This window comes from Ensifer sp. EB106-03-01-XG145, from assembly GCF_058792075.1.
Genome location: NZ_JBYTEC010000001.1, coordinates 332,914 through 359,351, shown reverse-complemented (window position 1 = coordinate 359,351; position 26,438 = coordinate 332,914). Strand labels below are relative to the sequence as shown.

21 protein-coding genes are annotated in these 26,438 nt (G+C 63.6%); 2 read left to right on the top strand and 19 right to left on the bottom strand.

Annotated features, from left to right (window positions below; translation table 11 throughout):
• Window positions 1-232: 232 nt before the first annotated feature.
• From AC3WWH_RS01805 to mutS, 14 genes are all read right to left on the bottom strand, one after another.
• Window positions 233-1,399: a hemolysin family protein gene (locus AC3WWH_RS01805; protein WP_058323650.1), complete on the bottom strand. Its 1,167-nt coding sequence runs from the start codon at window positions 1,397-1,399 to the stop codon at window positions 233-235.
• Window positions 1,400-1,411: 12 nt separating this feature from the next.
• Window positions 1,412-1,918: an rRNA maturation RNase YbeY gene (gene ybeY, locus AC3WWH_RS01800; RefSeq protein WP_058323651.1), complete on the bottom strand. Its 507-nt coding sequence runs from the start codon at window positions 1,916-1,918 to the stop codon at window positions 1,412-1,414.
• An 18-nt stretch (window positions 1,919-1,936) separates the two neighbouring features.
• Window positions 1,937-2,992, bottom strand: coding sequence for a PhoH family protein (locus AC3WWH_RS01795; protein WP_057248017.1), 1,056 nt, complete (start codon window positions 2,990-2,992; stop codon window positions 1,937-1,939).
• Between the two features lie 27 nt (window positions 2,993-3,019).
• Entirely contained in the window at window positions 3,020-4,420 is a 1,401-nt protein-coding gene (gene miaB / locus AC3WWH_RS01790; protein WP_058323652.1) for a tRNA (N6-isopentenyl adenosine(37)-C2)-methylthiotransferase MiaB, read from the bottom strand.
• A 70-nt stretch (window positions 4,421-4,490) separates the two neighbouring features.
• Window positions 4,491-5,282, bottom strand: a complete 792-nt coding sequence (olsA, locus tag AC3WWH_RS01785; RefSeq protein ID WP_058323653.1) for a lyso-ornithine lipid O-acyltransferase — start codon at window positions 5,280-5,282, stop codon at window positions 4,491-4,493.
• A 100-nt stretch (window positions 5,283-5,382) separates the two neighbouring features.
• Complete coding sequence (locus AC3WWH_RS01780; protein ID WP_058323654.1) at window positions 5,383-5,880, bottom strand: GNAT family N-acetyltransferase; 498 nt, start codon at window positions 5,878-5,880, stop codon at window positions 5,383-5,385.
• 6 nt (window positions 5,881-5,886) lie between these two features.
• Window positions 5,887-6,546, bottom strand: coding sequence for a tRNA (adenosine(37)-N6)-threonylcarbamoyltransferase complex dimerization subunit type 1 TsaB (gene tsaB, locus AC3WWH_RS01775; RefSeq protein WP_058323655.1), 660 nt, complete (start codon window positions 6,544-6,546; stop codon window positions 5,887-5,889).
• Window positions 6,547-6,702: 156 nt separating this feature from the next.
• Window positions 6,703-7,269: a NifU family protein gene (locus AC3WWH_RS01770; RefSeq protein WP_057248012.1), complete on the bottom strand. Its 567-nt coding sequence runs from the start codon at window positions 7,267-7,269 to the stop codon at window positions 6,703-6,705.
• Window positions 7,270-7,434: 165 nt separating this feature from the next.
• Window positions 7,435-7,926 (bottom strand): universal stress protein, encoded by a 492-nt coding sequence (locus AC3WWH_RS01765; RefSeq protein ID WP_057248011.1) that lies wholly within the window; start codon window positions 7,924-7,926, stop codon window positions 7,435-7,437.
• A 153-nt stretch (window positions 7,927-8,079) separates the two neighbouring features.
• The gene (gene trpS / locus AC3WWH_RS01760) at window positions 8,080-9,144 is read right to left on the bottom strand and encodes a tryptophan--tRNA ligase (protein ID WP_057248010.1); all 1,065 of its coding nucleotides are present in this window, start codon (window positions 9,142-9,144) and stop codon (window positions 8,080-8,082) included.
• A gap of 111 nt (window positions 9,145-9,255) precedes the next feature.
• Window positions 9,256-9,648: a VOC family protein gene (locus tag AC3WWH_RS01755; RefSeq protein ID WP_058323656.1), complete on the bottom strand. Its 393-nt coding sequence runs from the start codon at window positions 9,646-9,648 to the stop codon at window positions 9,256-9,258.
• The gene (gene murJ / locus AC3WWH_RS01750; protein ID WP_058323657.1) at window positions 9,648-11,252 is read right to left on the bottom strand and encodes a murein biosynthesis integral membrane protein MurJ; all 1,605 of its coding nucleotides are present in this window, start codon (window positions 11,250-11,252) and stop codon (window positions 9,648-9,650) included. Before murJ ends, AC3WWH_RS01755 begins: the two co-directional genes overlap by 1 nt.
• The gene (locus tag AC3WWH_RS01745; RefSeq protein WP_058323658.1) at window positions 11,249-14,092 is read right to left on the bottom strand and encodes a [protein-PII] uridylyltransferase; all 2,844 of its coding nucleotides are present in this window, start codon (window positions 14,090-14,092) and stop codon (window positions 11,249-11,251) included. The genes murJ and AC3WWH_RS01745 overlap by 4 nt, the downstream gene beginning before the upstream one ends.
• 234 nt (window positions 14,093-14,326) lie before the next feature.
• The gene (mutS, locus tag AC3WWH_RS01740; RefSeq protein WP_058323659.1) at window positions 14,327-17,080 is read right to left on the bottom strand and encodes a DNA mismatch repair protein MutS; all 2,754 of its coding nucleotides are present in this window, start codon (window positions 17,078-17,080) and stop codon (window positions 14,327-14,329) included.
• A 103-nt stretch (window positions 17,081-17,183) separates the two neighbouring features.
• Between mutS and AC3WWH_RS01735 the strand changes: the two genes are divergently transcribed.
• Complete coding sequence (locus tag AC3WWH_RS01735; protein ID WP_057248005.1) at window positions 17,184-19,469, top strand: NADP-dependent malic enzyme; 2,286 nt, start codon at window positions 17,184-17,186, stop codon at window positions 19,467-19,469.
• A gap of 340 nt (window positions 19,470-19,809) precedes the next feature.
• On the opposite strand, the gene olsB is transcribed toward AC3WWH_RS01735, so the two are convergent.
• The 5 genes from olsB to AC3WWH_RS01710 all read right to left on the bottom strand — a co-directional run bounded on the left by olsB (window position 19,810) and on the right by AC3WWH_RS01710 (window position 25,652).
• Entirely contained in the window at window positions 19,810-20,700 is an 891-nt protein-coding gene (gene olsB, locus AC3WWH_RS01730; protein WP_058323660.1) for a l-ornithine N(alpha)-acyltransferase, read from the bottom strand.
• Window positions 20,701-20,820: 120 nt separating this feature from the next.
• On the bottom strand, window positions 20,821-23,097 hold the full coding sequence (locus AC3WWH_RS01725; RefSeq protein WP_058323661.1) for a hybrid sensor histidine kinase/response regulator: 2,277 nt from the start codon (window positions 23,095-23,097) through the stop codon (window positions 20,821-20,823).
• A gap of 55 nt (window positions 23,098-23,152) precedes the next feature.
• Window positions 23,153-23,644 carry a signal peptidase II gene (lspA, locus tag AC3WWH_RS01720; RefSeq protein WP_058323662.1) on the bottom strand — a complete coding sequence of 164 codons (492 nt, stop codon included), beginning with the start codon at window positions 23,642-23,644 and terminating at the stop codon, window positions 23,153-23,155.
• Window positions 23,641-24,501 carry a TrmH family RNA methyltransferase gene (locus tag AC3WWH_RS01715; RefSeq protein ID WP_057248001.1) on the bottom strand — a complete coding sequence of 287 codons (861 nt, stop codon included), beginning with the start codon at window positions 24,499-24,501 and terminating at the stop codon, window positions 23,641-23,643. The genes lspA and AC3WWH_RS01715 overlap by 4 nt, the downstream gene beginning before the upstream one ends.
• The gene (locus AC3WWH_RS01710) at window positions 24,498-25,652 is read right to left on the bottom strand and encodes a class I SAM-dependent rRNA methyltransferase (RefSeq protein WP_058323663.1); all 1,155 of its coding nucleotides are present in this window, start codon (window positions 25,650-25,652) and stop codon (window positions 24,498-24,500) included. The genes AC3WWH_RS01715 and AC3WWH_RS01710 overlap by 4 nt, the downstream gene beginning before the upstream one ends.
• A gap of 308 nt (window positions 25,653-25,960) precedes the next feature.
• Between AC3WWH_RS01710 and AC3WWH_RS01705 the strand changes: the two genes are divergently transcribed.
• Complete coding sequence (locus AC3WWH_RS01705; RefSeq protein WP_058323664.1) at window positions 25,961-26,419, top strand: SRPBCC family protein; 459 nt, start codon at window positions 25,961-25,963, stop codon at window positions 26,417-26,419.
• Window positions 26,420-26,438 lie beyond the last annotated feature (19 nt).

Below are 26,438 nucleotides of genomic sequence, written 5' to 3'. Positions count from 1 at the left end.
CCGGAGCGAAACAACAACCGAATCAATCGGCGCCAGTGTTCCAAAAAACCGGCTGCTTGTCCCCTTCAGGGGCGGATTTGGATACGGAAGGCATGTGCTCCGGCTTGGGTCGAGCCGCCGGTCCTTGAGAACCGCGTTCAAGCCGGGAGACGTCAAGCGGATGGATGGGAGGCGTCTGCCACGCACACTCTGCGCCGCGCACATGGAAACGTGCGCGGGGGCAGAGCGATTATTACTCGTCGGCCGCTGCTTCGGAAGGTGCTGCGCCGTTGGCACGATTGACCGTAACCGTCTCCGGAGCGGTTTCACCCTCCGGCCGCAACGGGCGACGGCGAGCCGGCGGACGCTTGCGCATGATGCGAACGCGTTTCACGCGCCGCGGGTCGGCGTCGAGGATCTGGAACTCGAAGCCCGGAATGGCCTGGACGACCTCGCCACGCACCGGAATACGGCCGAGCGAGGCGAAGATCAGGCCGCCGAGCGTGTCGACGTCTTCGAGTTGCTCACGCACGTCAAAATCGGGGCCGATCGCCGCGGCGATCTCTTCCAGCTCGACGCGAGCGTCGGCGAGGAAAACATCGTCCGAGGTACGGGCGAACATCACTTCGTCATCGTCGTGCTCGTCCTCGATATCGCCAACGACCATCTCGACGATGTCTTCGAGCGAAACGAGACCGTCGGTGCCGCCGTACTCGTCGATGACGAGCGCCATCTGGATACGGGCGGCCTGCATGCGCTGCATCAGGTCCGAGGCCAGCATCGAAGGCGGCACGAACAGGAGCTGGCGGACGATGCCCGCCTCTTCCAGCGACTTGCCGAGATCGACGCGGGAGAGATCGAAGCTCGCCTTCGGCGATCGGGGCGTCTTCTCGGTCTTTTCGCCCGTGACCGTCACGGCAGCCGGCGCCTTGCCGTTGCGGCGCCGATTGCGGGCCTGCTTGGTGACATAGGAAAGCAGATCGCGGATGTGCACCATGCCGCGGGGATCATCGAGGCCTTCGTTATAGACCGGCATGCGCGAGCGACCGGACTCCTCGAAGATCACCATCAGCTCGCCGATGGTGATGCTCTGGTCGACCGCTTCGATGTCGGCACGCGGGACCATGACGTCCTCGACCCTGATCTCGCGGAAGCGCAGGATATTGTTGAGCATCGCCCGTTCGCCGGGCGAGAAGGCCGTGTTGCTATCGGCATCGGTCTGAAGCGCGTCGGCAAGATCCTCGCGCAGGCTCGATGGACTTGCGCCGCGCAACAGGCGCGCGGCCCGGCTCCAGAAGGTAGAAGTGGATTTCGTGCCCTCGTGTCGAGTGGCGGTGCTACTACTGCCCGCCTCCGCCTCTCCGGAGGCGTCTGCCTCCTCGGTCGCCAGCGCGACGGGCTGTGTTTTGTAATCGCTCATCGGTCCAAACTGTTAATCCGGGGTACGATCCCCGTAGGGGTCAGATAAGCCAAGACGCGCCAAAATGCGAGTCTCCAGGCTTTCCATTCTTTCGGCTTCGTCATCTTGCATATGATCATAACCGAAAAGATGCAGGAATCCATGCACGAGAAGATGCGTCAGATGCGCATCGAAGGATTTCTCGAGTTCCACGGCTTCGCGCTCGAGCGTCTCGCGGGCGACGATGATGTCGCCCAGCATCGGTCCCGGCATCGCGCCCGGCTTCACCGGGAAAGCGGGGAAGGACAGCACATTGGTCGGCTTGTCCTGGTTGCGCCATTCGGCGTTGATCGCCCGCATGGAAGCGTCGTCGGTGAAGACAAGGGAAAGTTCCGGCGGCATCTGCGGCAGCGGCTGCTTCTCTTCGGCCGCGAGATAGGCTGCAGCCGCTTCGAGCACGGGCGTTGAGAAGGCAAGCAAGGCCTCTTCCTCGGGCCAATTGCCTTCTTCCACGCTGATCTGGATGTCCAATGCCGTCATGATCGCAACGACCGCCGATCAGCGGTCGCTCTGCTCGCTTTCGTCGTGAACGGCCGTGTGGGACTCGTAAGCCCTGACGATGCGCGCCACCATCGGATGACGGACGACGTCGACGTCCTTGAAGCGGACCACCGAAACGCCCTCGACGCCCCTCAGGATCTGCAGGGCCTCGACCAGGCCGGACTTGACGCCGCGCGGCAGGTCGACCTGGCTCGGATCGCCGGTGACGATCATGCGGCCGTTTTCGCCGAGACGGGTCAGGAACATCTTCATCTGCATCGATGTCGTGTTCTGCGCCTCGTCGAGGATGACGGCGGCATTGGCGAGGGTACGGCCGCGCATGAAGGCGAGCGGCGCGATTTCGATGACGCCGGCGGTAATCGCCCGTTCGACCTTGTCACCCGGCATCATGTCATAGAGCGCGTCGTAGAGGGGCCGGAGATAGGGGTCGACCTTCTCCTTCATGTCGCCGGGCAGGAAGCCCAGGCGCTCGCCTGCCTCGACGGCAGGACGCGAAAGCACGATACGGTCGACGGCGCCGCGCTCCAGCAGCTGTGCTGCATGGGCAACCGCGAGATAGGTCTTGCCGGTACCAGCCGGACCGACACCGAAGACGAGCTCGGAACGCTCGAGCGCGCGGATATAGGCATCCTGCGTCGGCGTGCGGGCGACGATCGTCTTCTTGCGCGTCGAAATCTGCGCCATCGTCAATTTGGCTTTTTTCTCCATGGTCGGTAATTGTAGCTGATCGTCGGCAGCGACCGCCATCCGGATCGCGCCTTCCACATCCGACGTATCGATCGATCCGCCGCTCTGCAACCGTCCATAGAGAAAATCGAGAGCGCGCCGCGCCTGATTGGTGGCGACGACATCACCTGAGATCGCAACGGAATTACCGCGCGGGTGCGCTTCGATCCGGAGCCGCTCTTCGAGGAGCTTCAGATTCTGGTCGAACTGCCCGAAGAGTTCGCTGGCGAACCGGTTGTTCTCGAACGTGAGCACGAAGTGATTGGCGTCTGTCGCAGTTGTTTTCGACTGGCGCGATGATGAAGAGATCAGTTCGTGTCCGTTCAAGCGGTTCAGGCTCCTTGTGTTCGGTCCTTACCCGATCATCTCCGCAAACAGGCTGTTCGGCCCGGCCTTGATGATTCGCACCTTGATAATGTCACCGATTTGCGATGCTTTTGCATCAACATTCACGGGCTGCAGCCAAGGGGAACGCCCGACGAGCTGGCCCGGCATGCGTCCTGCCTTCTCCAAAAGCAGGTCGATTTCGCGGCCGACGCAGGATTCGGCGAAGGCGCGCTGCTGCGAAAACAGCAAAGCCTGCAATTTTTCCAAGCGCTTGGCTTTTACGTCCTCGGGAACCTGGTCGCCGAGCTCGGCGCCGGGCGTGCCGGGGCGTGTCGAATATTTGAATGAAAATGCCTGTGCATAACCCACGGCCTCGACCAGGCGCATGGTGTCTTCGAAGTCCTCGTCGGTCTCGCCCGGGAAGCCGACGATGAAATCGCCCGACAGTGCGAGGTCCGGCTGGACCGCGCGGATACGCTCGATCAGCGCCAGATATTCGGCCGCGGTGTGCCTCCGGTTCATCGCCTTCAGGATGCGGTCGGAGCCGGACTGCACGGGCAGGTGCAGGTAAGGCATCAGCTTGCCCATCGAGCGATGCGCTTCGATCAGGCTGTCGTCCATGTCGCGCGGGTGGCTCGTCGTGTAGCGGAGCCGCGCAAGCCCCTCGATCTCGCCGAGACGCGTGAGCAGGTCGCCAAGCCCCCATTCGCGGCCATCGGGTCCGACGCCATGCCAGGCGTTGACGTTCTGGCCGAGCAGGGTGATTTCACGGACGCCGCCATCGACCAGCTTTTCCGCTTCAAAGACGATCTGCGCAACCGGGCGGGAAACTTCCGAGCCGCGCGTATAGGGCACGACACAGAAGGTGCAGAACTTGTCGCAACCCTCCTGCACCGTGAGAAAAGCGGTGACGCCGCGGGCGCGGGTCTTCGCCCTGTCGGGCGCCGGCAGGTGTTCGAACTTGTCCTCGACGGCATAGTCCGTCTGGACGACGCGCTCGCCGCCGCGGGCACGTTTCAGTGCTTCCGGCAGGCGGTGATAGGTCGTCGGGCCGATCACCAGATCGACCGCCGGCGCGCGCCTGAGGATCTCGTCGCCTTCGGCCTGTGCGACGCAGCCGGCAACGCCGATCACCATCTCGCGGCCTTCCTTGGCCTTCGCCTTCTTCAGGTCACGCAGGCGGCCAAGCTCGGAATAGACCTTCTCCGCCGCCTTCTCGCGAATGTGACAGGTGTTGAGGAGCACGAAGTCGGCATCCTCCAGCACGTCGGTCGAGACATAGCCATCGCGCGACAAGGCATCCGACATGCGCTCGGAATCATAGACGTTCATCTGGCAGCCATAGGTCTTGACGAAGACCTTGCGGGCCGGCGCGCGCTCGTCGCCCGTTACGGGCGTTGTCGACAGAAGGGCTGTATCCTGGGTCATGGCGGCTTACTTAGTGCAAAGCGGCCCGAAGTTGAAGTATTTTCGGCACGACTGCCTTTGCCGGCAGGCGTCAGGCCCGTCCGCGCAACCGGTCCGACAGCATGCTCCGGATGCGCTGCTCGACTTTGCGGCTCACTTCCTTGCGATTGGTGTGCCGATCGTAGTCGATGGCTTCACCGAAATCGACGTCAACTTCGATCGCCCCTTCGCGCAGGATGCCTAGCAGATGCGGCACCAGTTCCGTGTCGCCCGGCCATGCGGCAATCGGCCGATTGAAGCGACCCATCGGCATGCCGTGGATGCCGGTATAGGAGATAGCCACCGGCTGGACATGCACGAGCCCGGTCGGCGAATGTGGCACAGCGGAAGCGGCGGCACCGAAGAGCGAGGTCTTGATCTCCAGCAGGCGGTTGCCATCCGACGTCGTTCCCTCCGGAAAGAGCACGACGATCTCGCCCGACGCCATGCGCTGACCGATTTCGCTCACCTGCTTGCCGGTCGAGCGCTTCTGCTCGCGCTCGACGAAGATCGACGCCTGCAATCGTGCGAGGTGGCCGAAGACCGGCCAGCTTTTCACTTCGGACTTTGCGACGAAGACGACGTCGGTGACCGAGGACAGTACCAGAATGTCCTTCCAGGAGGCGTGATTGGCGCAGATGAGCAGCGGCCGCCGCCGCTCGACCTCGCCGTGAACCCGCACCTTGATGCCGAGAAGGTAGCAGGCGAGCCGATGCCAGTATCGCGGCAGCCGGCGGCGAAGGCTCAGGTTGAGCCAGAGGCAGACGATCTGGATCGGCATCAGAACGAGCGAAACCAGCGCCAGAAGCGCTGCGAAGATCGCAATCCGTAGCCAATTGATCATCCGGAAAGAGTTCCCGCGCGCATCCTTGAAAAGTTAGAGCGGGATGCGGGCGGAAAACCGCATACACTTTTCCTCATCCCACGCTAATCCGCGCTTGGGACTAGCGAAGATCAAGCCGCATGACAAGCGCGGCAGTCCGCTGGCCGGCCTTGTCCTGGTAATAGGCGCGGCGTTCGCCGACCTTGTTGAAGCCGAGCTTACGGTAAAGCCCGATCGCCGCTTGATTGGTCTCGTCCACTTCGAGGAACAGCGCTTCGGAACCCTTGACCAGGGCCTCGCGCATCGCCGCCTGCATCAGCCGCCAACCGAGACCGGAGCGCGCATAACGCGGCTCGACGCCGATCGTCAGGATTTCGGCCTCGCCGGCGACGGCGCGCGACAGGACGAAACCGCCAAAGGCCGGACGGAACGAGCCGTTCGTCTGGCGGGCGACAAAACCGAATACAGTGTCCTGCACCAGCAGCGCGTGAATTTCGCCGTCGGTCCAGGGGCTTGCAAAACGCTGGCGGTGCAGCGCTGCCGCCGCGAGAAGGTCGGCTTCCTCCAGCGGAAAAATGTCGAACTCGGTACGGCGGGTGAAGTAATCGGTGAAGCTCATCTCGGTCTACGCTCGGGCAATCGCGAAGCCCGCCTGCGGCTTGGCGTCGGGGCCTCGGAGATATAGCGGTCGCGGCTTGGCCGAGGCTGGATCAGCAGCGGCGCCGAGCGCGGCGACAAAGGCAACATCGATGAGTTCGGAGGGTTTGGCAGGGGCATTCGGGGCAACGAGAGCCGCGCCGGAGCCGCCGATGACGCCATCAAAGCCGGAGAAGCGTTCGCGCGCCACCTCGACAGAGAGCGCTTCGGGCTCACTTATGGCATCACCGGTCGCGCCGAAAGCCTGGACATAGACTTCGTCCCGCTTGGCATCGATGGCCACGAGGATGTCCCTGCCGGGCGCTGCAGCACGTATGCCTTCAGCCAGGACCGCGAGCGTCGAGACGCCGACCGCAGACTTGCCGAGCGCCAGCGCCAGGCCGCGAGCGGCCGCCACGCCGACGCGAATGCCGGTGAACGAGCCCGGACCGACGGTGACCGCGATGCGGTCGATATCGGCAAGCGATCGGCCAGCCGCGGCCAGCGCCTCGTCAACGAATTCCATCAGCCGCTCGGCATGACCTTTGCCGAGATCGGCGCCCGAGCGCCCGAGCACAACAGCCGCTTCGCCGTCGTAGACGGCAACGGAGCAGCCGGAGCCGGACGTGTCGATCGCAAGTACAATCATTTCAACGCTGGATCTTTCAGACGCCACAAGCCGCAAGGCCGACCAGGCTTTGCGGCAAAATCGATACTACTCGGTCAGGTCAGGATGCGGGCGGAAAACCGCGCACATTTTTCTTCATCCCGCCCTTTTTCGCGAGACGCCGGACGGCGTCCGGTGTCAGACGGCCTCGACGGCTTGCACCTCGGGAACGAAATGGCGCAGCAGGTTCTGCACGCCATGCTTCAGCGTCGCCGTGGACGACGGGCAGCCCGAGCAGGCACCCTTCATGTTGAGGAAAACGGTGCCGTCCTTGAAGCCTCGGAAGGTGATGTCACCACCGTCCTGTGCAACGGCCGGGCGCACGCGGGTTTCCAGAAGCTCCTTGATCGTCGCAACGATCGTCTCGTCACCTTCGTCGAAGAACTCGTCTTCCTGATCCGACTGCTCGGCGCGGCCGCTGCCAGCCATGATCGCCTGGCCCGACATGAAGTGCTCCATGATCGAACCGAGGATCGCTGGCTTCAGGTGCTGCCACTCCTGGCTTTCCTTGCTGACGGTGATGAAATCGTAGCCGAAATAGACGCCGGTGACGCCCGGGATCGAAAACAGCCGTGCCGCCAGCGGCGAGCCGGCGCGGGCTTCTTCCTCGTCGCGGAATTCGGCGGTGCCGTTTTCCATAACAACCTTGCCCGGCAAAAACTTCAGCGTTGCCGGGTTCGGCGTGGCTTCGGTCTGAATGAACATGTCTGTCTCCGTTTCGCCGGGAGCGACAGTCGCCCAGCTCTTTAGAATTATTCAAAAGAATATAGGGGCATGGCCCTCTGGTCGCAAGAGTACATAAAGCGGGATGAGGAAAAGTGTGAGCGGTTTTCCGCTCGCATCCCGCTTGACCCATGAAAAGCGACGCGGTCAGCTGAGCGCGTCGATCTCCTCGTCCGTCAGGGCATCGGGGATGACCGTGACGGGGATCGGGAAGGCGGCTGCCTTGCCCGCGATCGACGACACCAGCGGGCCCGGGCCCTCTTTTGCCGATCCGGCGGCGAGCACCAGAATGGCAATGTCGCGGTCCTCCTCGATCGCCGCATGGATCTGCTCCGTGGCAGTTCCCTCGCGGATGACGATCTCCGGCTCGATGCCGATCCGCTCGCGGACCGACTGGGCCACCTTGGCGAGCGTCGCCTCGGCTTCCTCGCGCGCTTCCGCACGCATGATTTCCTCGACCCCCAGCCATTGCTGGAAGTCGCCATCGGCGATCACATAGAGCAGGACGAGACCGCCATTGGAGTTCTTGGCGCGCATGCCCGCATAGTGCACGGCGCGCCCGCATTCCGGGGTATCGTCTATCACCGCCATGAATTTGCGGCGGTGACCTTCAAGTCGAGAGAGTCGGGTCGAGACCATAGGGTGAACAATACATCCCGGGTTGGCCGCCGCAAGGTCTGATTTTCGCGTTTCGGAGCGGGACACGGAAAAGTGCCCGTGGCCTTTCGCTCTAGGTCCGCTCCGACTCCTGAACCGAAGTGAATCCGGGTCCGAGGACCCGGATTCAGTCAACTACTGCAGAAAACCGATGATCTCGCGCACTTCGCTCATCGTCTTTTCCGCCCGCGCCCGCGCCCGCTCGCCGCCATCGCGGAGAATGGCGTCAATGTGAGCGGTGTCGCCCATCAGGCGGCGCATTTCGGCGGTGATCGGCGACAGGACCTCGACCGCGAGGTCGACCAGAGCCGGCTTGAAGACCGAGAACTGCTGCCCGCCAAACTCGGCCAGAACCTGTTCCTTGGTCTTGTCCGACAGCGCCGCATAGATGCCGACGAGGTTTTCCGCTTCCGGACGACCCTTGAGCCCTTCGACCTCGCTTGGTAGCGCATCCGGATCGGTCTTGGCCTTGCGGATCTTCTTCGAGATCGTCTCGGCGTCGTCCATCAGGTTGACGCGCGAAAGGTCGGACGGGTCGGATTTCGACATCTTCTTCGTGCCATCACGCAGCGACATGACGCGCGGCGTCGCGCCGCCGATCAGCGGCTCGACCGGCGGGAAATAGGCGTGGATCGGCTCCTCGCCGACAACCATATCGACACCGTAGCCGGCGCTGCGGATATGCTCCATGAAGTCGATATTGAACTTCTGGGCAATGTCGCGCGTCAGCTCCAGGTGCTGCTTCTGGTCGTCACCGACAGGAACGTGGGTGGCGCGATAGACGAGAATGTCGGCCGCCATCAGGCTCGGATAGGCGAGCAGACCGAGCGAGGCGTTCTCGCGGTCCTTGCCGGCCTTGTCCTTGAACTGCGTCATGCGGCTCATCCAGCCGATGCGGGCGACGCAATTGAAGATCCAGGCGAGTTCGGCATGCTGGGGCACGGCCGACTGATTGAAGACGATATGTTTCTTCGGATCGATGCCCGAAGCGATGAAGGCAGCGGCGATCGAGCGGATCTGCCCCTTCAGGTCCTCATGCACGAGCTGGGCCGTGATCGAATGCAGGTCGACGACGCAGTAGATGCAGTCGTTGTTTTCCTGCAGTGCCACGAACTTGCGGATCGCACCGAGATAGTTGCCGAGATGGAGATTGCCCGTCGGCTGAACGCCGGAGAATACGAGCGGCTTGAATTCGTTCATGTCGTCCTCAATAGGCTGGTGGAGGGCCCCAGGGCAAAAACGCCCATGTTGCTAACGGCATGGCTTATGCACGGGTGGCGGTAGGCAATCAAGAGGTCGCCGCAGCCTCGTCTATTCCGCCGGTTGCAGCAGATCCCAATGGTTGCCGAACGGATCGCTGAAGACCACCACGGTGCCATAGGGCTCGTGGCGCGGCGCTTCCAGAAAGGCGACGCCTTCGGCCAGCATCGCCGCATGGTCGCGAGCGAAATCGTCGGTAAAGAGGAAGAAGCCGACGCGGCCGCCGGTCTGGTTGCCGATTGCCGCCTCCTGCCGTTCGCCGTCGGCCTTGGCAAGCAGCAGCGAAGTCTCGACCGCGCCCCTCGGACGGACGACGACCCAGCGCTTGCTGTCGTCGAGCCTCGTGTCTTCCACCAAATCGAAGCCGAGCTGGCCGCAATAAAAGGCGATGCCGGCATCGTAGTCCGGCACGACCAGGGCAATGCGTGCGATCGTCTGGCGCATCAGTCGCTCGCCTCCGGTGCTGCAGCGGGTTCTGCCGGTGCTTTGGCCTTGCGCTTGATGCTGCGGCGGATCATGCCGAGGCTGGCGCCGCCGAGACCGAAGGCGAGCGCGAAGTAGATCACCATCGCCACCGAGACCAGACCGAGCAGGGTTACTGCCCGCGTCACGAGCGGCGCGGCGGAAGAGAGCTCGAAGGCGAACCAGTCGATCGCGAAATACAGCGCCGCGGCCATACCGGCCGCCGCGATGACGAGGCGCGGAATGCGGGTCAGCAACGGGATGTCCCTGCCCCAATGGCCGCGCCAGACGAGTGTTGCGAAAAGCAGGACAGCGTTGACCCAGCCGGCGACGATCTCGGCCGTGGCGATGCCGCTTGCGCCGAGCCGCGGAAACAGAGTGAGCGCCAGCGAGACGTTCACGACGACGGAAATGGCGGCGAAGATCATCGGCGTGCGCGTATCCTCGCGCGCGAAGAAGCCGGGAATGAAGGCCTTGATCAGTACGAAAGCCGGCAGGCCGAGACCGTAGATTGCCAGGATGTGACCGACGATGACGGTCGATTCCGGCGAGAACTTGCCGCGCTCGAAGAGCAGCCGAACGATCGGCTCGGACATCACTAGCAACGCAGCTGCCGCCGGCAGCGTCAGGAACAGCGTGAACTCGACCGAGCGGTTCTGCAGGTTCGACGCTTCGTTGACATTGCCGGAACGCAGCGCCCGGGCAAGTTCCGGCAGCAGCACGGTTGCCACCGCGATGCCGACGACGCCGAGCGGAAGCTGGTAGATGCGGTCCGCATAGACCAGCGACGAGACCGCGCCTTCGCTCGCCGAGGCGATATTGGTATTGATCAGGAGGTTGATCTGGGTGATGCCGCCGGTGATTGCCGCCGGCAGGGCGAGCACCAGCAGGCGCCTGACGCTGGCCGTCATCTTCGGCCGGCGGAGGCCGATCTTGATACCGGCGTCGCGCACGGCGATCCAGACGATCGCAAGCTGCACCAGACCGGCCGCCATGACCCCCCAGGACAGCGCATAGCCGACGGCCACGGGATCTTGGCCCTCATACCAGGCGTAGGCCAGCACCCCGATCAGGATGACATTGAGGAACACCGGCGCAATCGCTGCCGCAAAGAAGCGATGCAGCGAGTTCAGCATGCCGCCCATCATCGCCGCCAGCGACATGCAGGCGAGATAGGGGAACATGATGCCTGCAAACACGATGGTGTTGCCGAGCTTTTCCGGATCGTCGGCAAAACCGGGGGCGATCAGGTTGCTGACGATGAAGGGCATCGTCAGTTCCATCGCGATCGTCAGGAACAGAAGCACGGTGAAGAGGACGCCGAAGACTTCCTCGGAAAAGCGCCGCGCGCCCTCCATGCCGTTCGCCTCGATCTCCTTGGCAAAGAGCGGCACGAAAGCGGAGTTGAAGGCCCCCTCGGCAAACAGCCGGCGGAAGGTGTTCGGCAGGCGGAAGGCCGTGTTGAAGGCATCGGCGACCGGGCCGGTGCCGAGGGCAGCGGCCATGAAGGTTTCGCGGATGAAGCCGAACAGGCGGCTTCCAAGCGTCGCGCCGCCGACGGTTGCAAATTTCTTGACCAGACTCATGTTTCGGCTTTTGTCGTTCTTTGAGCGGAGGAAACGCCCGGTGGCGGAGCGATGATGCCGGAGGGCATGCGGTCGCGGGCTTCGTCACCCTCACCGGCCATGACGGCCTTGAGGCGGGCGGCAATGTTCATCTGACGGTTCTCGCTCGTCACCTTCTGACCGACGAGGTCGGTGACGTAAAAGGTGTCGATCACCTTCTCACCGAAGGTGGTGATGTGCGCCGAGGCGATATCGAGCGAGAGATCGGAAAGCACCGCAGTGATCTCGGACAAGAGGCCGGGACGGTCGAGGCCCTCGACCTCGATCACCGTAAACTTGTTCGACAATGTGTTGCTGATCGTCACCTCGGGCGTCACGGTAAACGCCTTGGTGCGTTTTTTCACCTTCGTCCTGCTGGCAATCACTTCCGGCAGGCGTTTGCGGCCGGCAAGCACGTCCTCGATCAGCTTGCCGATACTGCCCGCTCGCCGCATCTCATCCCCGTCGACGGCAAACTCGCGGTTCACCAGGATCGTATCCAGTGCCCGGCCGTCAGACGTCGTGAAGATCTGGGCATCGACGATGTTGGCACCGGCGGCAGCGCAGGCGCCGGCGATCACGGTCAGGAGACGCGGATGGTCGGGCGAAAGCACGGTGATTTCGGTGATCGCATGGAACTGGTGCGTACGCACCATCGTCGCCAGCGCCTTGTCGGCGGCGTCCGCTTCACGGATGAAGCGTGCATGGCGCACCTGATCTTCGAGCGCCACCGTCAGCAGATAGGGCTGATAATGCAGGCGCACATAATCGTCGCGTTCCTTCTCCGTCCAGTCCGTCAACGCCTCGCCAAGCATGATCGCGGCATGCGCGGCGCGCTCCTTGCGCGACAGTTCCGAGAAGCCGCCCGACAGCAACAGTTCGGTCTCGTAATAGAGCGTGCGCAACAGCTGCCCCTTCCAGCCGTTCCAGACGCCGGGACCGACGGCGCGGATATCGCAGACCGTCAGGACCAGCAGCATCTTCAGCCGGTCGAGCGACTGCACCCGCTCGGCGAAGTCGACGATCGTCTTGCGGTCGTTGAGGTCGCGCGTCTGGGCGACCATCGACATCAACAGATGCTCCTCGATCAACCAGGCCACGAGTTCGGTCTGCTTTGGCGACAGCCCGAAACGCGGGCAGAGCTTGCGCGCCACCTTTGCGCCGGCGGTCGAGTGATTCTCGGGCCTGCCCTTGGCGATGTCGTGCAGCAGCACGGCGACGTAGAGCGCCTCGCGCTCCTCGATCCCCGGCATCAGCTTGGCGACCAGCGGATGCGCCTCCTCCTCGATGCCGCCTTCGATGCGCGAGAGCACGTCGACGGTGCGCAGCAGGTGCTCGTCGACCGTATAGTGATGATACATGTTGAACTGCATCATCGAGACGATCTTGCCGAAATCCGGAATAAAGCGGCCGAGCACGCCCGCTTCGTTCATGCGCCTGAGGATCAGTTCCGGCTTGCGGCGCGAGGTGAGGATCGACAGGAAGAGGCGGTTCGCCTCCTCGTTTTCGCGCAGCGCCGGCTTGATCAAACTCAGCGACCGCGTCACCTGGCGCAGTGCCGCCGGATGGAACTCGAGGCCGTTGATGTCGGCGATGTGGAAAAAGCGCAGCAGGTTGACCGGATCGCGCTTGAAGACGTCGGGACTTGCGAGCGCGATGCGGCCGCCATCGTCGACGAAATCGAGCGTGCCGGGGATCTTGCGGCTGCGATGGGTGAAGCGGCCGATAATGCCGGAAATGCCGGGGGCATCCTTGGCCTGTTGGTCTTCGAGTGCGGCGCAGAAAATGCGGGTCAGGTCGCCGACGTCCTTCGCCACCAGGAAGAAGTGCTTCATGAAGCGCTCGACGGCGGAAAGGCCCGGATGGTCGTGGTAGCCCAGCGCTTCGGCGATTTCACGCTGGATGTCGAAGGACAGCCGTTCCTCCGCCTTGCCGGTCAGGAAATGCATATGGCAGCGCACAGCCCAGAGGAAATCCTCGGCCTTCTGGAAGAGCTGGTACTCCTGCCGCGACAGGACGCCGAGCTTGACGAGGTCAGCGGTGTCCTTGAGGCGGTAGAAATATTTGGCGATCCAGAACAGCGTGTGCAGGTCGCGAAGACCGCCCTTGCCTTCCTTGACGTTCGGCTCGACGAGATAACGCGTATCGCCCGCCTTGCGGTGGCGCTCGTCACGCTCGGCAAGCTTGGCGGCGATAAAATCCGGGCCGGTATTGCGCACGATCTCGTGGTCGAAACGGGTTTCAAGTTCGGCGCTCAGCGTCTCGGAGCCGCAGATGTAACGCGTTTCGAGAATGGCCGTGCGAATGGTCATGTCGGCACGCGACAGGCGGATGCATTCGTCGATGGTGCGGGTGGCGTGGCCGACCTTGAAGCCCAGATCCCAGAGGATATAGAGCATGAACTCGATCGCCGGCTCCGCCCACACGGCCTTCTTGACCGGCAGCAGGAACAGAAGGTCGATGTCCGAGCCCGGCGCCAGCGTGCCGCGGCCATAACCGCCGACCGCAGCCACCGCGATGCGCGAGGCCGGCGGCGCATTGGCGGCATCGAAGATCTCATTCAGCACGAAATCGTGCAGCACGGTGATCAACTGATCCTGCAGCCAGGAAATACGCTCGGCGCAGAGAATGCCGGCTCCGTCGGCATAAAACAGTTCGCGCGCCTTGGCCCGGCCGGCGACGTTTGCCTGCTTGAAGGCGGCCAGCAGCGCCTGGCGCATCGGCTCGCGCTGCTCGGCATGGGCCGAGGCGATGAAGTCGCATTTCGCCCGGAGTGCCGCGACGTCGAGGATTTCGGGAAAGGAAATGTCTTGTCTGCCCATGTAGTGCCGAGGGGCGTCCTGTCCGACTGGTTGCGTGGTCGCTCGCGATCGAGCGCTCCTGCATGATCCTTACGACCGAGGCCGAACCAAGACCACACAGCATTTCAATCGCCGCGCCGGCAAAGGCGCGCGGCGCTGTATAGCCTTTTTACGGAAGGCTGCACAGGAAAAAGGCGCGCGCCGCTTTAGCCAGCGGTTGGCAGGATGCGGGCGGAAAACCGCACACACTTTTCCTCATCCCGCCTTGGCGGCGCTCAGTTCCTTCTTCAGCGCATAGAGCGCGTCGAGCGCTTCGCGCGGCGTCATGTCGTCTGGGTTCAGCGTCTTCAACGCCTCTTCGACCTTGGACGGACCTGCGGCCTTCACCTCTTCGCGGCGGATCGCCACCTGGAACAACGGCAGATCATCGATCAACTGGCTGGCCGGGTTCTTGCGGTCGGCATCCTCGAGCTTGGCAAGCACATCCTTGGCACGCGCCACCACCGAGGCCGGCAGGCCGGCAAGGCGAGCGACCTGGATGCCGTAGGACCGGTCGGCGGCACCAGGCCCCACCTCATGCAGGAAGATCACGTCGCCGTGCCATTCCTTGACGCGCATGGTCGCGTTCGACAGGCGACCGAGCTTTTCCGAAAGCACCGTCAGCTCATGAAAGTGGGTGGCAAAGAGGCCGCGGCAGCGATTGGCCTCATGCAGATGCTCGACCGCCGCCCAGGCGATCGACAGGCCGTCGAATGTGGCGGTGCCACGACCGATCTCGTCGAGGATAACCAGCGAGCGGTCGGTCGCCTGGTTGAGGATCGCCGCCGTCTCGACCATCTCCACCATGAAGGTCGAGCGGCCGCGCGCCAGATCGTCGGAGGCGCCGACACGGGAGAAGAGCCGGTCGACGATGCCGATATGGGCGCTTGCGGCGGGAACGAAAGTCCCCATCTGCGCCATGATCGCGATCAGCGCATTCTGGCGCAGGAAGGTCGACTTACCGCCCATGTTGGGACCGGTGAGCAGCCAGATCGCGCCGCCCTCCTCGCCCTCGGGCGGCGAGAGATCGCAGCCATTGGCGACGAAGGCATTGCTTGCCTGGCGCTTCAGCGCCTGCTCGACCACCGGATGGCGGCCGCCGTCGATCGCGAACATGCGCGAGCGGTCAACAGTGGGGCGGGCATAGGCCTGCTCCTCGGCGAGCACGGCAAGACCGACGGATACATCGACGGTCGCAAGCGCCAATGCCGCCGCCTTGAGCGTCTCCGCAGCCGCAACGACCTCGGCCGTCATGGCGTCGAAGGCCTCGATCTCGATCGACAGCGCCCGGTCGGCGGCGTTGGCAATCTTGCTTTCGAGTTCGGCCAGTTCCGTCGTGGTGAAGCGCATGGCATTGGCCATGGTCTGGCGATGGATGAAACGGGCGCGGCCGGCATCCGTATCGGTCATCGAGCCGGCATTGCCGGCCGTCACCTCGATGAAATAGCCAAGCACGTTGTTGTGCTTGATCTTCAGCGACTTGATGCCGGTCTCTTCGGAATATTGCAGCTGCAACCCGGCGATCACCCGGCGCGACTGGTCGCGTAGCGCCCGGACTTCGTCGAGCTCGGCATTGGCGCCTTCACATACGAAACCGCCGTCACGCTTCAGCAGCGGCAATTCCTCGCCAAGGGTGGCATCGAGCAGGCCGAGCAGACCGGCGGGCAGTGCGTCGATCGCGGCGCGTGCTTCCTTCAGCTCATCCGATAGCGTGCCGGCCGCCATCCGGCGCGATATCGACGCGGACGCATGCAAGCCGGCCTGGATGGCGCCGAGATCACGGGGGCCGCCGCGGCCGAGCGCCAGCCGCGACAGGGCGCGCGGCATATCCGGCGCACGGCGCAGCGCGTCGCGCAGGTCGCCTGCGAAGGAAGGCTGATCCGCAAGGATCTCGATCGAGTCGAGGCGCTGGTTGATACGGTCCGGATCGGTCAGCGGCGACATCAGCCGCTCGGCGAGAAGCCGGGCGCCGCCGCTCGTCACCGTGCGGTCGAGCGCCTTCAGCAGCGTGCCCTCGCGCGCGCCGGAGAGTGTCTTGACCAGTTCAAGGTTGGCGCGGGTCGCCGGATCGATGAACAGCGTCGAGGCGGCACTTTCGCGCTCGGGGGTGCCGAGCGCCGGACGTTCGGCAAGCTGGGTCTTCTCGACATAGGAGATCGCAGCCGAAGCGGCGGCCAATTCGGCGCGCGAGAATGTGCCGAAGCCGTCGAGCGTCTTGACGCCGAAATAGCGGCTAATGCGGCCCTCGGCCGTCGCGCTGTCGAACAGCACCGCCGGCTGCGGCACGGCCACGCGGCCGAGCACGTCGAAGACGGGCCTCAATTCCGGATCGTGAAACACCGTATCGGCAAGGATCAGTTCGCGCGGCTCGATGCGCAGGATATCGGCGAGCAGCCGGCTTTCGGCGGTCTCGGCCAGCCGGAAGATGCCGGTGGAGATATCGATCCAGGCAAGCGCGTAAGCGGGTTCGGACCCGCTCTTGATGCGCGCCAGCGCCATCAGGTAGTTGGTCTCCGACGGCGACAGCAGCTTCTCTTCGGTGATCGTGCCCGGTGTCACCAGGCGCACGACGTCGCGGCGCACCACCGACTTGCCGCCGCGCTTCTTGGCCTCCGCCGGGTCTTCGACCTGCTCGCAGACGGCGACGCGGAAGCCGAGGCCGATCAGCTTCTGCAGATAATCGTCGGCGGCATGCACCGGTACGCCGCACATCGGGATTTCCTGTCCCATGTGCTGGCCGCGCTTCGTCAGCGTGATGCCGAGCGCGCGCGACGCTTCGACCGCGTCCTGGAAGAACAGCTCGTAGAAGTCGCCCATGCGGTAGAACAGCAGCGAATCCGGGTTGTTCGCCTTGATCTCGATGAACTGTTCCATCATCGGCGTGGCCGTGGAACGGCTTTCCTCGCTCGCCAGTTCGGCTGCGGACAACACCTCCCCGGCGCGGTTCGATTGGTCTGTCACGAAATTCATGATTGTTCCGAAAAAAGAGATGGCACACTATCCCCAAGCAATTGTAGACGACAACCATAAAGAGGCGCGCCGCAAGGCTCGCCCACAGGAGGATAGAGGAAACATGCCGGCCACCGACAAGACCGATCGCACAATGACGAGCGTCACCGCGCAAGAAGCGCTCGATTTTCACTCGCAGGGTCGTCCCGGAAAGCTGGAGATTTCCCCCACCAAGGCCATGGCGACCCAGCGCGACCTGTCGCTTGCCTATTCGCCGGGTGTCGCGGTGCCGGTGAAGGCGATCGCCGAGGACCCCAGCACCGCCTATGACTACACGACGCGCGGCAACATGGTCGCCGTCATCTCGAACGGCACCGCCATCCTCGGCCTCGGCAACCTCGGGGCGCTTGCCTCCAAGCCGGTCATGGAAGGCAAGGCGGTGCTGTTCAAGCGCTTCGCCGACGTCGATTCCATCGACCTCGAAGTCGATACCGAGAACGTCGACGAGTTCATCAACTGCGTGCGCTTCCTGGGGCCGTCCTTCGGTGGCATCAACCTCGAAGACATCAAGGCCCCGGACTGTTTCATCATCGAGCAGAAGCTGCGCGAGGTCATGGACATCCCGGTGTTCCACGACGACCAGCACGGCACCGCGATCATTGCCGCTGCCGGCCTGATCAATGCGCTGGCTTTGACCGGCCGCGACTTCAAGACGACGAAGCTCGTCTGCAACGGCGCGGGTGCTGCTGCCATCGCCTGCATCGAGCTCATCAAGTCGATGGGCTTCAATTCGGAAAACATCATCCTTTGCGACACCAAGGGCGTGATCTTCGAGGGTCGCACCGAAGGCATGAACCAGTGGAAGTCGGCGCACGCGGTCAAGACCGACCGCCGCACCCTCGCAGAAGCGCTCGAGGGCGCAGACGTGGTCTTCGGCCTTTCGGCCAAGGGTGCGCTTTCGGAAGACATGGTCCGCTCGATGGCACCGCGGCCGATCATCTTCGCCATGGCCAACCCGGATCCGGAAATCACGCCGGAGGAAGTCGCCCGCATCCGTGACGACGCGATCGTCGCGACCGGCCGTTCGGACTATCCGAACCAGGTCAACAACGTGCTTGGTTTCCCCTATATCTTCCGCGGCGCGCTCGACGTGCGCGCCTCGACGATCAACGACGCGATGAAGATCGCGGCGGCTGAAGCGCTGGCAAGCCTTGCCAAGGAAGATGTGCCTGATGATGTTGCGGCCGCCTACCAGGGCAACCGTCCACGCTTCGGCGCGCAATACATCATCCCGGTCCCCTTCGATCCGCGGCTGATCTCGTCGATCCCGATGGCGGTCGCCAAGGCTGCGATGGAAAGCGGCGTCGCGCAGAAGCCGATCACCGATCTCGAAGCCTATGGCCGTCAGCTTTCCGCCCGCCGCGACCCGATCGCCTCGACGCTGCAGCGTATCTACGAACGCGTCCGGCGCCAGCCGAAGCGCATTGTCTTTGCCGAAGGCGAAGAGGTGCAGGTCATGCGCTCGGCGATCGCCTATGCCAACCAGCAGCTCGGCACCGCCATCCTGCTCGGCCGCGAAGAACGCATGCGCGAGACGGCGGAGCGCGAGGGCATCGACCTCGACCGCCCCGGCATCCAGATCGTCAATGCACGCCTTTCCAAGCGCGTCGGCGCCTATACCGACTATCTCTATGCCCGCCTGCAGCGGAAGGGCTTCCTCTTCCGCGACGCCCAGCGCCTCATCAACAACGACCGCAACCACTTCGCCGCCTGCATGGTGGCGCTCGGCGATGCCGACGGCATGGTCACGGGTCTTACCCGCAACTATTCGACCGCGCTCGAGGACGTGCGCCGCTGCATCGATCCGAAGCCGGGCCATCGTGTCATCGGCGTCTCGATCGCGCTCTGCCGCGGCCGCACCGTGCTCGTCGCCGACACGGCAGTGCACGACATGCCCTCTTCGGAGGAGCTTGCCGATATCGCCGAGGAGGCAGCCGGCCTCGCCAAACGGCTCGGTTACGTGCCGCGCGTGGCGATGCTCGCCTATTCCACCTTCGGCCACCCCTCGGGCGAACGCTCCGAGCGGGTGCGCGAAGCGGTCAACATCCTCGACAAGCGCCGCGTCGACTTCGAATATGACGGGGAAATGGCGGCGGACGTGGCGCTCAACGCCCGCGTCATGGAGCAATATCCGTTCTGCCGCCTCTCCGGCACCGCCAACGTGCTCGTCATGCCGGCGTTCCACTCGGCGTCGATCTCGACCAAGATGCTGCAGGAACTCGGCGGCTCGACGGTGATTGGTCCCCTGCTCGTCGGCTTCGACAAGTCGATCCAGATCGTCTCGATGTCGGCCAAGGATTCCGACATCGTCAACATGGCGGCGATTGCCGCCTACAACGCCGGCATGTGACACCGACGGATGTACTATTTTGGCGCAGGCCTGGCACTCAAAGTCGCCAGGTCTGCCGAAATAGTAACAAATCGCTACAAGTTATAAAAAGAAGAGCCCGCATCCCCTGGAGAGAAGAAGCGAGCTCATAATCAGGCAACCGAACTACGTTTCAGGTAATGAAAGACGGAGGATTTGGGATTTCATGCCGGCCAACCTCCGGAAATGATCGGCCATTCCTCCGTTATTTTCTCTATTCTCTCGTGATGAAATTAGAGAATAACTTGACAATACAAGTCTCTCTTTCAGTCTCGAAAGTCAAACTCGTCATTAAGACTTGGTTAATCCAGTCGCGCGCCCGTCAGGAGACGGAGGTCGCGAACCGCCCTGCGTCTGCGCCGTAATAATTGAGATAACGGCCGGAGATATTGCTGATCGGCAGCACGATCAAAACATCCGTCGTGCGGAATGCATGATCGACCACCGCGCCGTCGCCGACCATTGCGCCCAGACGCATATAGCCCTTGATCAGCGGCGGCAGGGCGCCGAGCGCCTTTTTCGCATTGATCGCCTCGGCCGGCATCAAATCCATGGTCCGATGCAGTTCCGGACGTGCGCTCACGGCCCATTCGTCACGGGCGCGGATGTTGTGATGCAGGAAGGAAAGCGCCAGCGCATGCTCGGCCGGCACCACGCCGGGGAACGAACCGCAGCCGAACATGGCGTCCATGCCGTATTTGAGTGCGTAGGCCCAGTTTCCCTGCCAAAGCAGTTCCACCGTCCGCTTGGTACGGTAGTCCGGCAACACGCAGGAACGGCCGAGTTCCATGAAGCGCTTGGTCGGATGGCGAGCGAGAAGCTGGTCGATGGCAAATTCGGAAGCCGAGTAGAAACCGCCCGAGCGCTCGGCCACGTCCTGGCGGAGCAAGCGATAGGTGCCGACGATCTGATCCTCGGCATCGCCCTCGATCGCGGTATCGAGAACCAGAAGGTGGTCGCAGATCGCGTCCCAGCTGTCGACGTCGCGCTTGCGCCGGTCGGCTTCGGCGCCAACCTGCGCATTCATCTCCTCGACGAAAACCTTGTAGCGTACGGCCTGGGCGGCATCGATCTCCGATGCCGTCCGTGCCAGGCGCGTCTCGAGATTGGCGATCCTGCCAAGAACGTCAGTCGTCGGGGCGGCAGCCTTCTTGCCGATGCAAGCCTGAGAAGTGTCAACCACGTTCGCTGAATCCAGTAGCTCGATGGCCATCCGCGTCATCCCGAATCAATTCTATCTGTCGGGCTTAGACCACGTTTCTGCAACAACATAGTGACATGAAAGCGGCATACAACCCCCACGCCCCGATGGTTACCGTTACCACTGCCGAAGTTACCGTTTGCGCAGCAGGCGGGCGATCTCCGACGTCAGGAGCTGCGGATCGGCGGGCTTCGACAACACGGCGTCGGCGCCGGCGCCCATCAGCCTTTCGCGCATGTCGGCACGAACATCCGACGTCAGGACGATGACGGGCAGCCGGGGCGCGGATCGCGCAGCCTCATCGGCGCGCAGGTGCTGCAACAGCGAAAGGCCGTCGCCACCCGGCATGTTGAGATCGGTCACCAGCAGCTCAGGAAGCGAGCGCTCGCCGGACGCATGCAAGGCCTCAGCTACGGCGCCGAAGTCGCTGACAAGGCGGACCGAATACCCCGAGCGCTGGAGCACGGTGCGAACGATCAGCGCGTTGACCGGATCGTCTTCGGCCAGCAGGATCCCATTCGCCCTGTTGTAAACAGGCGTGGTCGCAGGCTCCTCTCGCAGAACGGGCCGGTTGTCGTTGATCGCGTCGCGTTTCTCGATACCCTTCAGGCGACCGAGCAGCACCTCGACCAGGGACTTTTCGCGCAGCGGCCGGATCAGCCATGCCTCGTAGCCGTCCATCTGGTTGACGGGGTGGCTGTTGCGCTCCTCCGGATTGATCAGATAGGTGCGCCGCACCTCCAGCCGTGCAACGGACGGCTGCAGGGAAAGAAGCTGCTTGTATTGCTGGGCATGGCGGTGGTCGACGATCACGTCCGTCAGCGGCGCGCCGCCGGCGAGCACGTCCGCAAGGACATGCTGGGCCGCGGCAAGCGTGGTGGCACGATGGCACCGCCCGCCGAGTGTCGCGATCGTCGCGGCGAGCGCCGCCGAGGCCGGACCATCGGGCGCCATCACCAGGACATGCGAGCCCGCAAGGCACGACCGGCGCTCCGGTGCGACCGCCTCGATCTCGGCAAATGGCAGACGAATTTCGAAACGGCTGCCGCGTCCCGGCGCGCTTGCGGCCGTAAGGCTGCCACCGCAGGCCTGCATGATCCTGCGGGAGATGGCGAGGCCAAGGCCGGTGCCCTTCGCCCGCTGTTCGTCGTTTCCGGCCTGCTCGAACTCCTCGAAAATGCGCTTCAGGTCGTCAGGCGACATGCCCGGACCGGTGTCGTCGATCCGGATCCGCACGCATTCGTCGACCGTATCGGCGCCGACAAAGACGCCGCCGACCTCGGTGAACTTCACCGCATTGCCGATCACGTTGAAGAGCACCTGGCGCAGGCGCGCCGCATCGAAGGCCATCTCAGCGGGCACATCGACGGCGACCGTGGCACCGATCTCGATGCCTTTCTCATGCGCCCGGTTGGAGAGCATTTCCACCACGCTCTCGATGACGCCACGCGGATCCTGTCGGGTCGGGCGAAACTGGAAGCGACCGGCCGACAGCGACGAGAAATCGATCAGGTCCTCGACGAGCTGGACCAGCGCATGGCCGGACTGCTGCATGCCGGCGAGGTAGTTCTTCTGCTCGCTCGACAGCCGGGTCTGGCCGAGCAGGTGGCTCACGCCGAGGATGCCGGAAAGCGGCGTACGGATCTCATGGCTGACTGTGGCGAGAAGCCTCGACTTCGCCTTGCTCGCCTCCTCTGCCCGCCGGCGCGCCGCTTCGCGCTCACGCGCTGCCGCGGCCTCCTCGGTGACGTCGCGCGCGATGCTGTGGCGCATGAGCCTGCCACTTGCCGGATCGCGGGCGATCACGTCGTGCCAGTCGTAAAGGCGCACGCCGTCCGATGCCGCAATCCGGACCAGATAGTGATTGGGCGCAGCCTTCGGCTCGAAGCTCAGGCCAAGCGCCGCGCAATCGAGGCCGTGGACATCGGAGTGGCCGCAGACCTGATGGAATACCGCGTTGGCATGAACGATCTTTCCGTCCATGCCGCGCATGATCGCGAGGTCACCCAGCGCATCGTGAATGGTCGAGAGCAATGCCGACGTCTCGGAGCGATGCCAATCGCGATCCCGGTCCGCTTCGTCGCCTGCCTGCCTGCCATCGAACGACCGTATGGCTTCGACGACGAGCAGGAACACGCCGACAGAGCCTGCCGCCGCTATCGCTGCGGAAAACAGGTAAAAGCCGGCACTCATGCCGATGACGAGAATGAGACCGGAGGCGACAAGGCCGAGCAATGCCAGCGACGCCTGATTGAGCGCATGGCGCTTGCCCTTGACGGGTGCTTCCTGCCCGTGGGCCGGAGGCGATACCTCGACAGGGAGCGGAGCCACCGGCGGCGCGTCACCCGTCCGGCTTCCTGTCCGGAAGCCGGATTCGATCCGCTCCAGCAATCGTGACGGTTCGCTCATGCAATCCGGCTAACACGACAAGCGTTCCGAATGGCTTCAATGCACCGGTAAAATCTTAACGATCGGCCTTTTTCGCGTGCAGCAGTTCGTCAAGGATGATGGCTCCGGCGCCGATGGTGATGAAGGTATCGGCCAGATTGAAGACGGCGAAGGACCATGTTTCGGTATAGAAAAGGATGTAGTCGATCACGTAGCCGAAGATCAGCCGGTCGACGAGGTTGCCGAGTGCGCCGGCGATGATCAGCGCGTAGCCGAAATGCGCAAAGAACCGGTCCTTCGGCGTGCGCTTCCAGAGCCAGAGCACGAAAGCGACGACGGCAAGCCGCATGCCGACGATGAACCAGCCTTCCATGCCCGACAGCATCGAGAAGGCGACGCCATAGTTGTAGGTACGGTAAAGCGCCAGCATCGGCACGACGTGGACCGCCTGGTTGAAGGGCAGGTAGATCTCGACCAGATACTTGATCAGCTGATCGGCGATGAGCGCGAGAAGGATGAAGGCCGCAATCGGCAGCGGCCGCGAAAACAGAACCTGCTTCTCGCTCATGCGCGGGCGTCCAGCGTCAGCAGATGACGGCGCGCCTCGAACAGCATGATGCCGGTAGCGATCGCAAGGTTGAGTGAATCGGCGCGTCCGGCCTGCGGGATGCGTGCGAGCGCACCTGCCTCACGGGCAAGCTCCTCCGGCAGACCCGCCTGTTCGTTGCCCATCAGGATCACCACGGGCTTCGACTTGTAATCGATGGTGCGGTAATCGACGGCGCCGGCGAGATGGGTGGCAACCACCTTCACGCCGGCGGATTTCTGCCAGCGGATGAAGTCGTCCACGCTGGCGCGTGCCACCGGCATCGCGAAGACCGAGCCCATGGTGGCGCGCACGGTTTCAAGCGAAAACGGGTCGGTGGTCTCGCCGACGAGAATGATGCCGGAGGCACCGGCGGCATCGGCCGTGCGGATGATCGTGCCGAGGTTGCCGGGATCGCGCACCCGGTCCAGCGCCACATAGGTTTCTCCCAGTTGCGGCTTCAGATCCTTCAGCGCCTGGTAGCGCTGCTCGAAGATACCGACGACCATCTGAGGATTGTCGCGCCGGGTGATCGTCGTCAGCACCTTCTCGCTGACCTCGAGCACCAGACCACCCTTGGCGAAGGTCTTCGCCGCCACCTGCTCCACATGCGGCTTGCCCTTGGCCGCCTTGGCATAGATCAGCGTCTTGATCTTCCAGCCGAGATCGAGCGCGTCGATCACCAGCTTCAGGCCCTCGGCCATGAAGGACCGCGTTTCATCGCGATGCTTCTTCTGTGCCAGCGCGCGGATGTCCTTGATGATCGGGTTGGTGAGGCTCGTGACCTCCTTTACCTGACCCACACGACCGGCGCCGTGTTCGCTTCTGTCGTTCGTCATTGCGGTACCCAGCGGCTGAAGAGAGAGGTCGAAAGCGCCCTGCCCGGCTCGCGTCCGTCAAGCCCGCCCTCGCGGATGATGAGCTCGCCCGATTCCACCCGGCCGCCCCGGCCGCGCATCGTCTCGCGCATCAGTTCATGGATCGAATAGAAGCTCGCCCGGATCGAATAGGCGGTCAGCACCAGGCCGCGCGCCTCCGGCGAGAGGATCTCGCGGCAGATGTCGAGCATCGCAGCCAGATGATCGAAGAGCTGCCAGACCTCGCCATTCGGACCACGGCCGAACTTCGGCGGGTCGGTCAGGATGATGTCGTAGCGGCTGCCGCGGCGCTCTTCGCGCTGGATGAACTTCATTGCGTCGTCGCAGATCCAGCGGATCGGCAGCTTTTCGGCCCGCGCCAGCTGCTGGTTCTCGCGTGCCCAGCCGATCGCCTTCTTCGAGGCGTCGACGTGGGTGACCTCGGCGCCGGCCCTGGCGGCGATCAGCGAAGCGACACCGGTATAGCCGAAGAGGTTCAGAACCTTGAGCGGCCGCCCTGCAGCTTCCACCTGGTCCTTGACCCAGCTCCAGTGCGCGAGCTGTTCGGGGAAGACGCCAACATGGCGAAACGAGGTGAAGCGGCCGTGGAAATCGGTTCCGAGAAGCTGCATCGGCCAGGTTTCGCCGAGCACGGCGCCCGGAAAGCGCCAGCGGCCCATGCCGTCCTCGTCGGTGTCGCCGGTGAAAATCGCGTCGGCCTTTTCCCAGACGCCGTCCGCAAGGCTGCGCGGCCAGAGCGCCTGCGCCTCGGGACGCACGATGCGATAGGGCCCGTATTGCTCGAGCTTCTCGCCGGCGCCGCTGTCGATCAGATGGTAGCCGGAAGCGCCGACGGTCTCGAGAATGAGCGGCACGCGCTCGGCCGGCTTTTCGCCGGTTCGCCGGGCGATCACCCGCAAGGGGGTCTCCTGCACGGATGCCTGCTTGGCGGGCCTGTCGCGTGTTTCCCCGGCCTGCGCTGCCACCGGGCGCGCCGGCCGTTCCTTGAAGCCGCCGCCCTTCGGCGGTGCCGGACGCTTCTGATCGTGGCGACCGCCGCCACGCGCCTCGGCGCCGCGGCCTTTGGCCATCGTCACGGAGGCATTCTTCGACCGCCGGTCCTTTTCCTTCACGCTGAGATCCCTGGGCTTTGTTAGAGCATGTGCCGCCTGCCCTTCGCAGTATCGAGCGCGAGCCGGCGGACGCCATGAGGTTTGTCGCCGCAGCCTTCAGCCGCGGCATCTATTGAAGCTGCAAATAGCATCGCTTATGCACTTGGCAAAGTCGTTTCCGTTTTGCGAAGATCGGCGCGGGAGAACCCGCGGCAAATTTCCTTGGGTCGGAACCGGCTTGGGGACAATATTCTGCAGCAGGCCTAATGTGTTACAGCGATCTTTGCGCGTCGATGCCGATGCGCGGCGCTCCAATGGGAGGAAAGCGCATGGACATGACCGGCGAAGAGCGAATTTCGGCTGGGCGCGACGCGGTGTGGCGCGGCCTCAACGATCCGGAAATCCTGAAACGGTGCATCCCCGGCTGTCAGTCGCTGGAGATGACGTCGCCGACCGAGCTTGCAGCGGTTGTGAAGATCAAGATCGGCCCGGTCTCTGCCTCCTTCACCGGCAATGTCATGCTCTCCAATCTCAAGCCGCCAGAGGGCTACACGATCTCGGGCGAAGGAAAGGGCGGGATCGCCGGTTTTGCCAAGGGGGGCGCCGACGTCACCTTGACGGAGGATGGCGCAGACACGGTGCTGCGTTACGACGTCAAGGCAGAGATCGGCGGCAAGCTCGCCCAACTCGGCTCGCGCCTCATCGATTCGACCGCAAAGAAGCTGGCCCAGCAGTTCTTCACCGACTTCGGCGCCGCCGTCAGCGGTACCGCGGAAGCGGCGAGCTGACGGCTCGCCACTCCGCAGC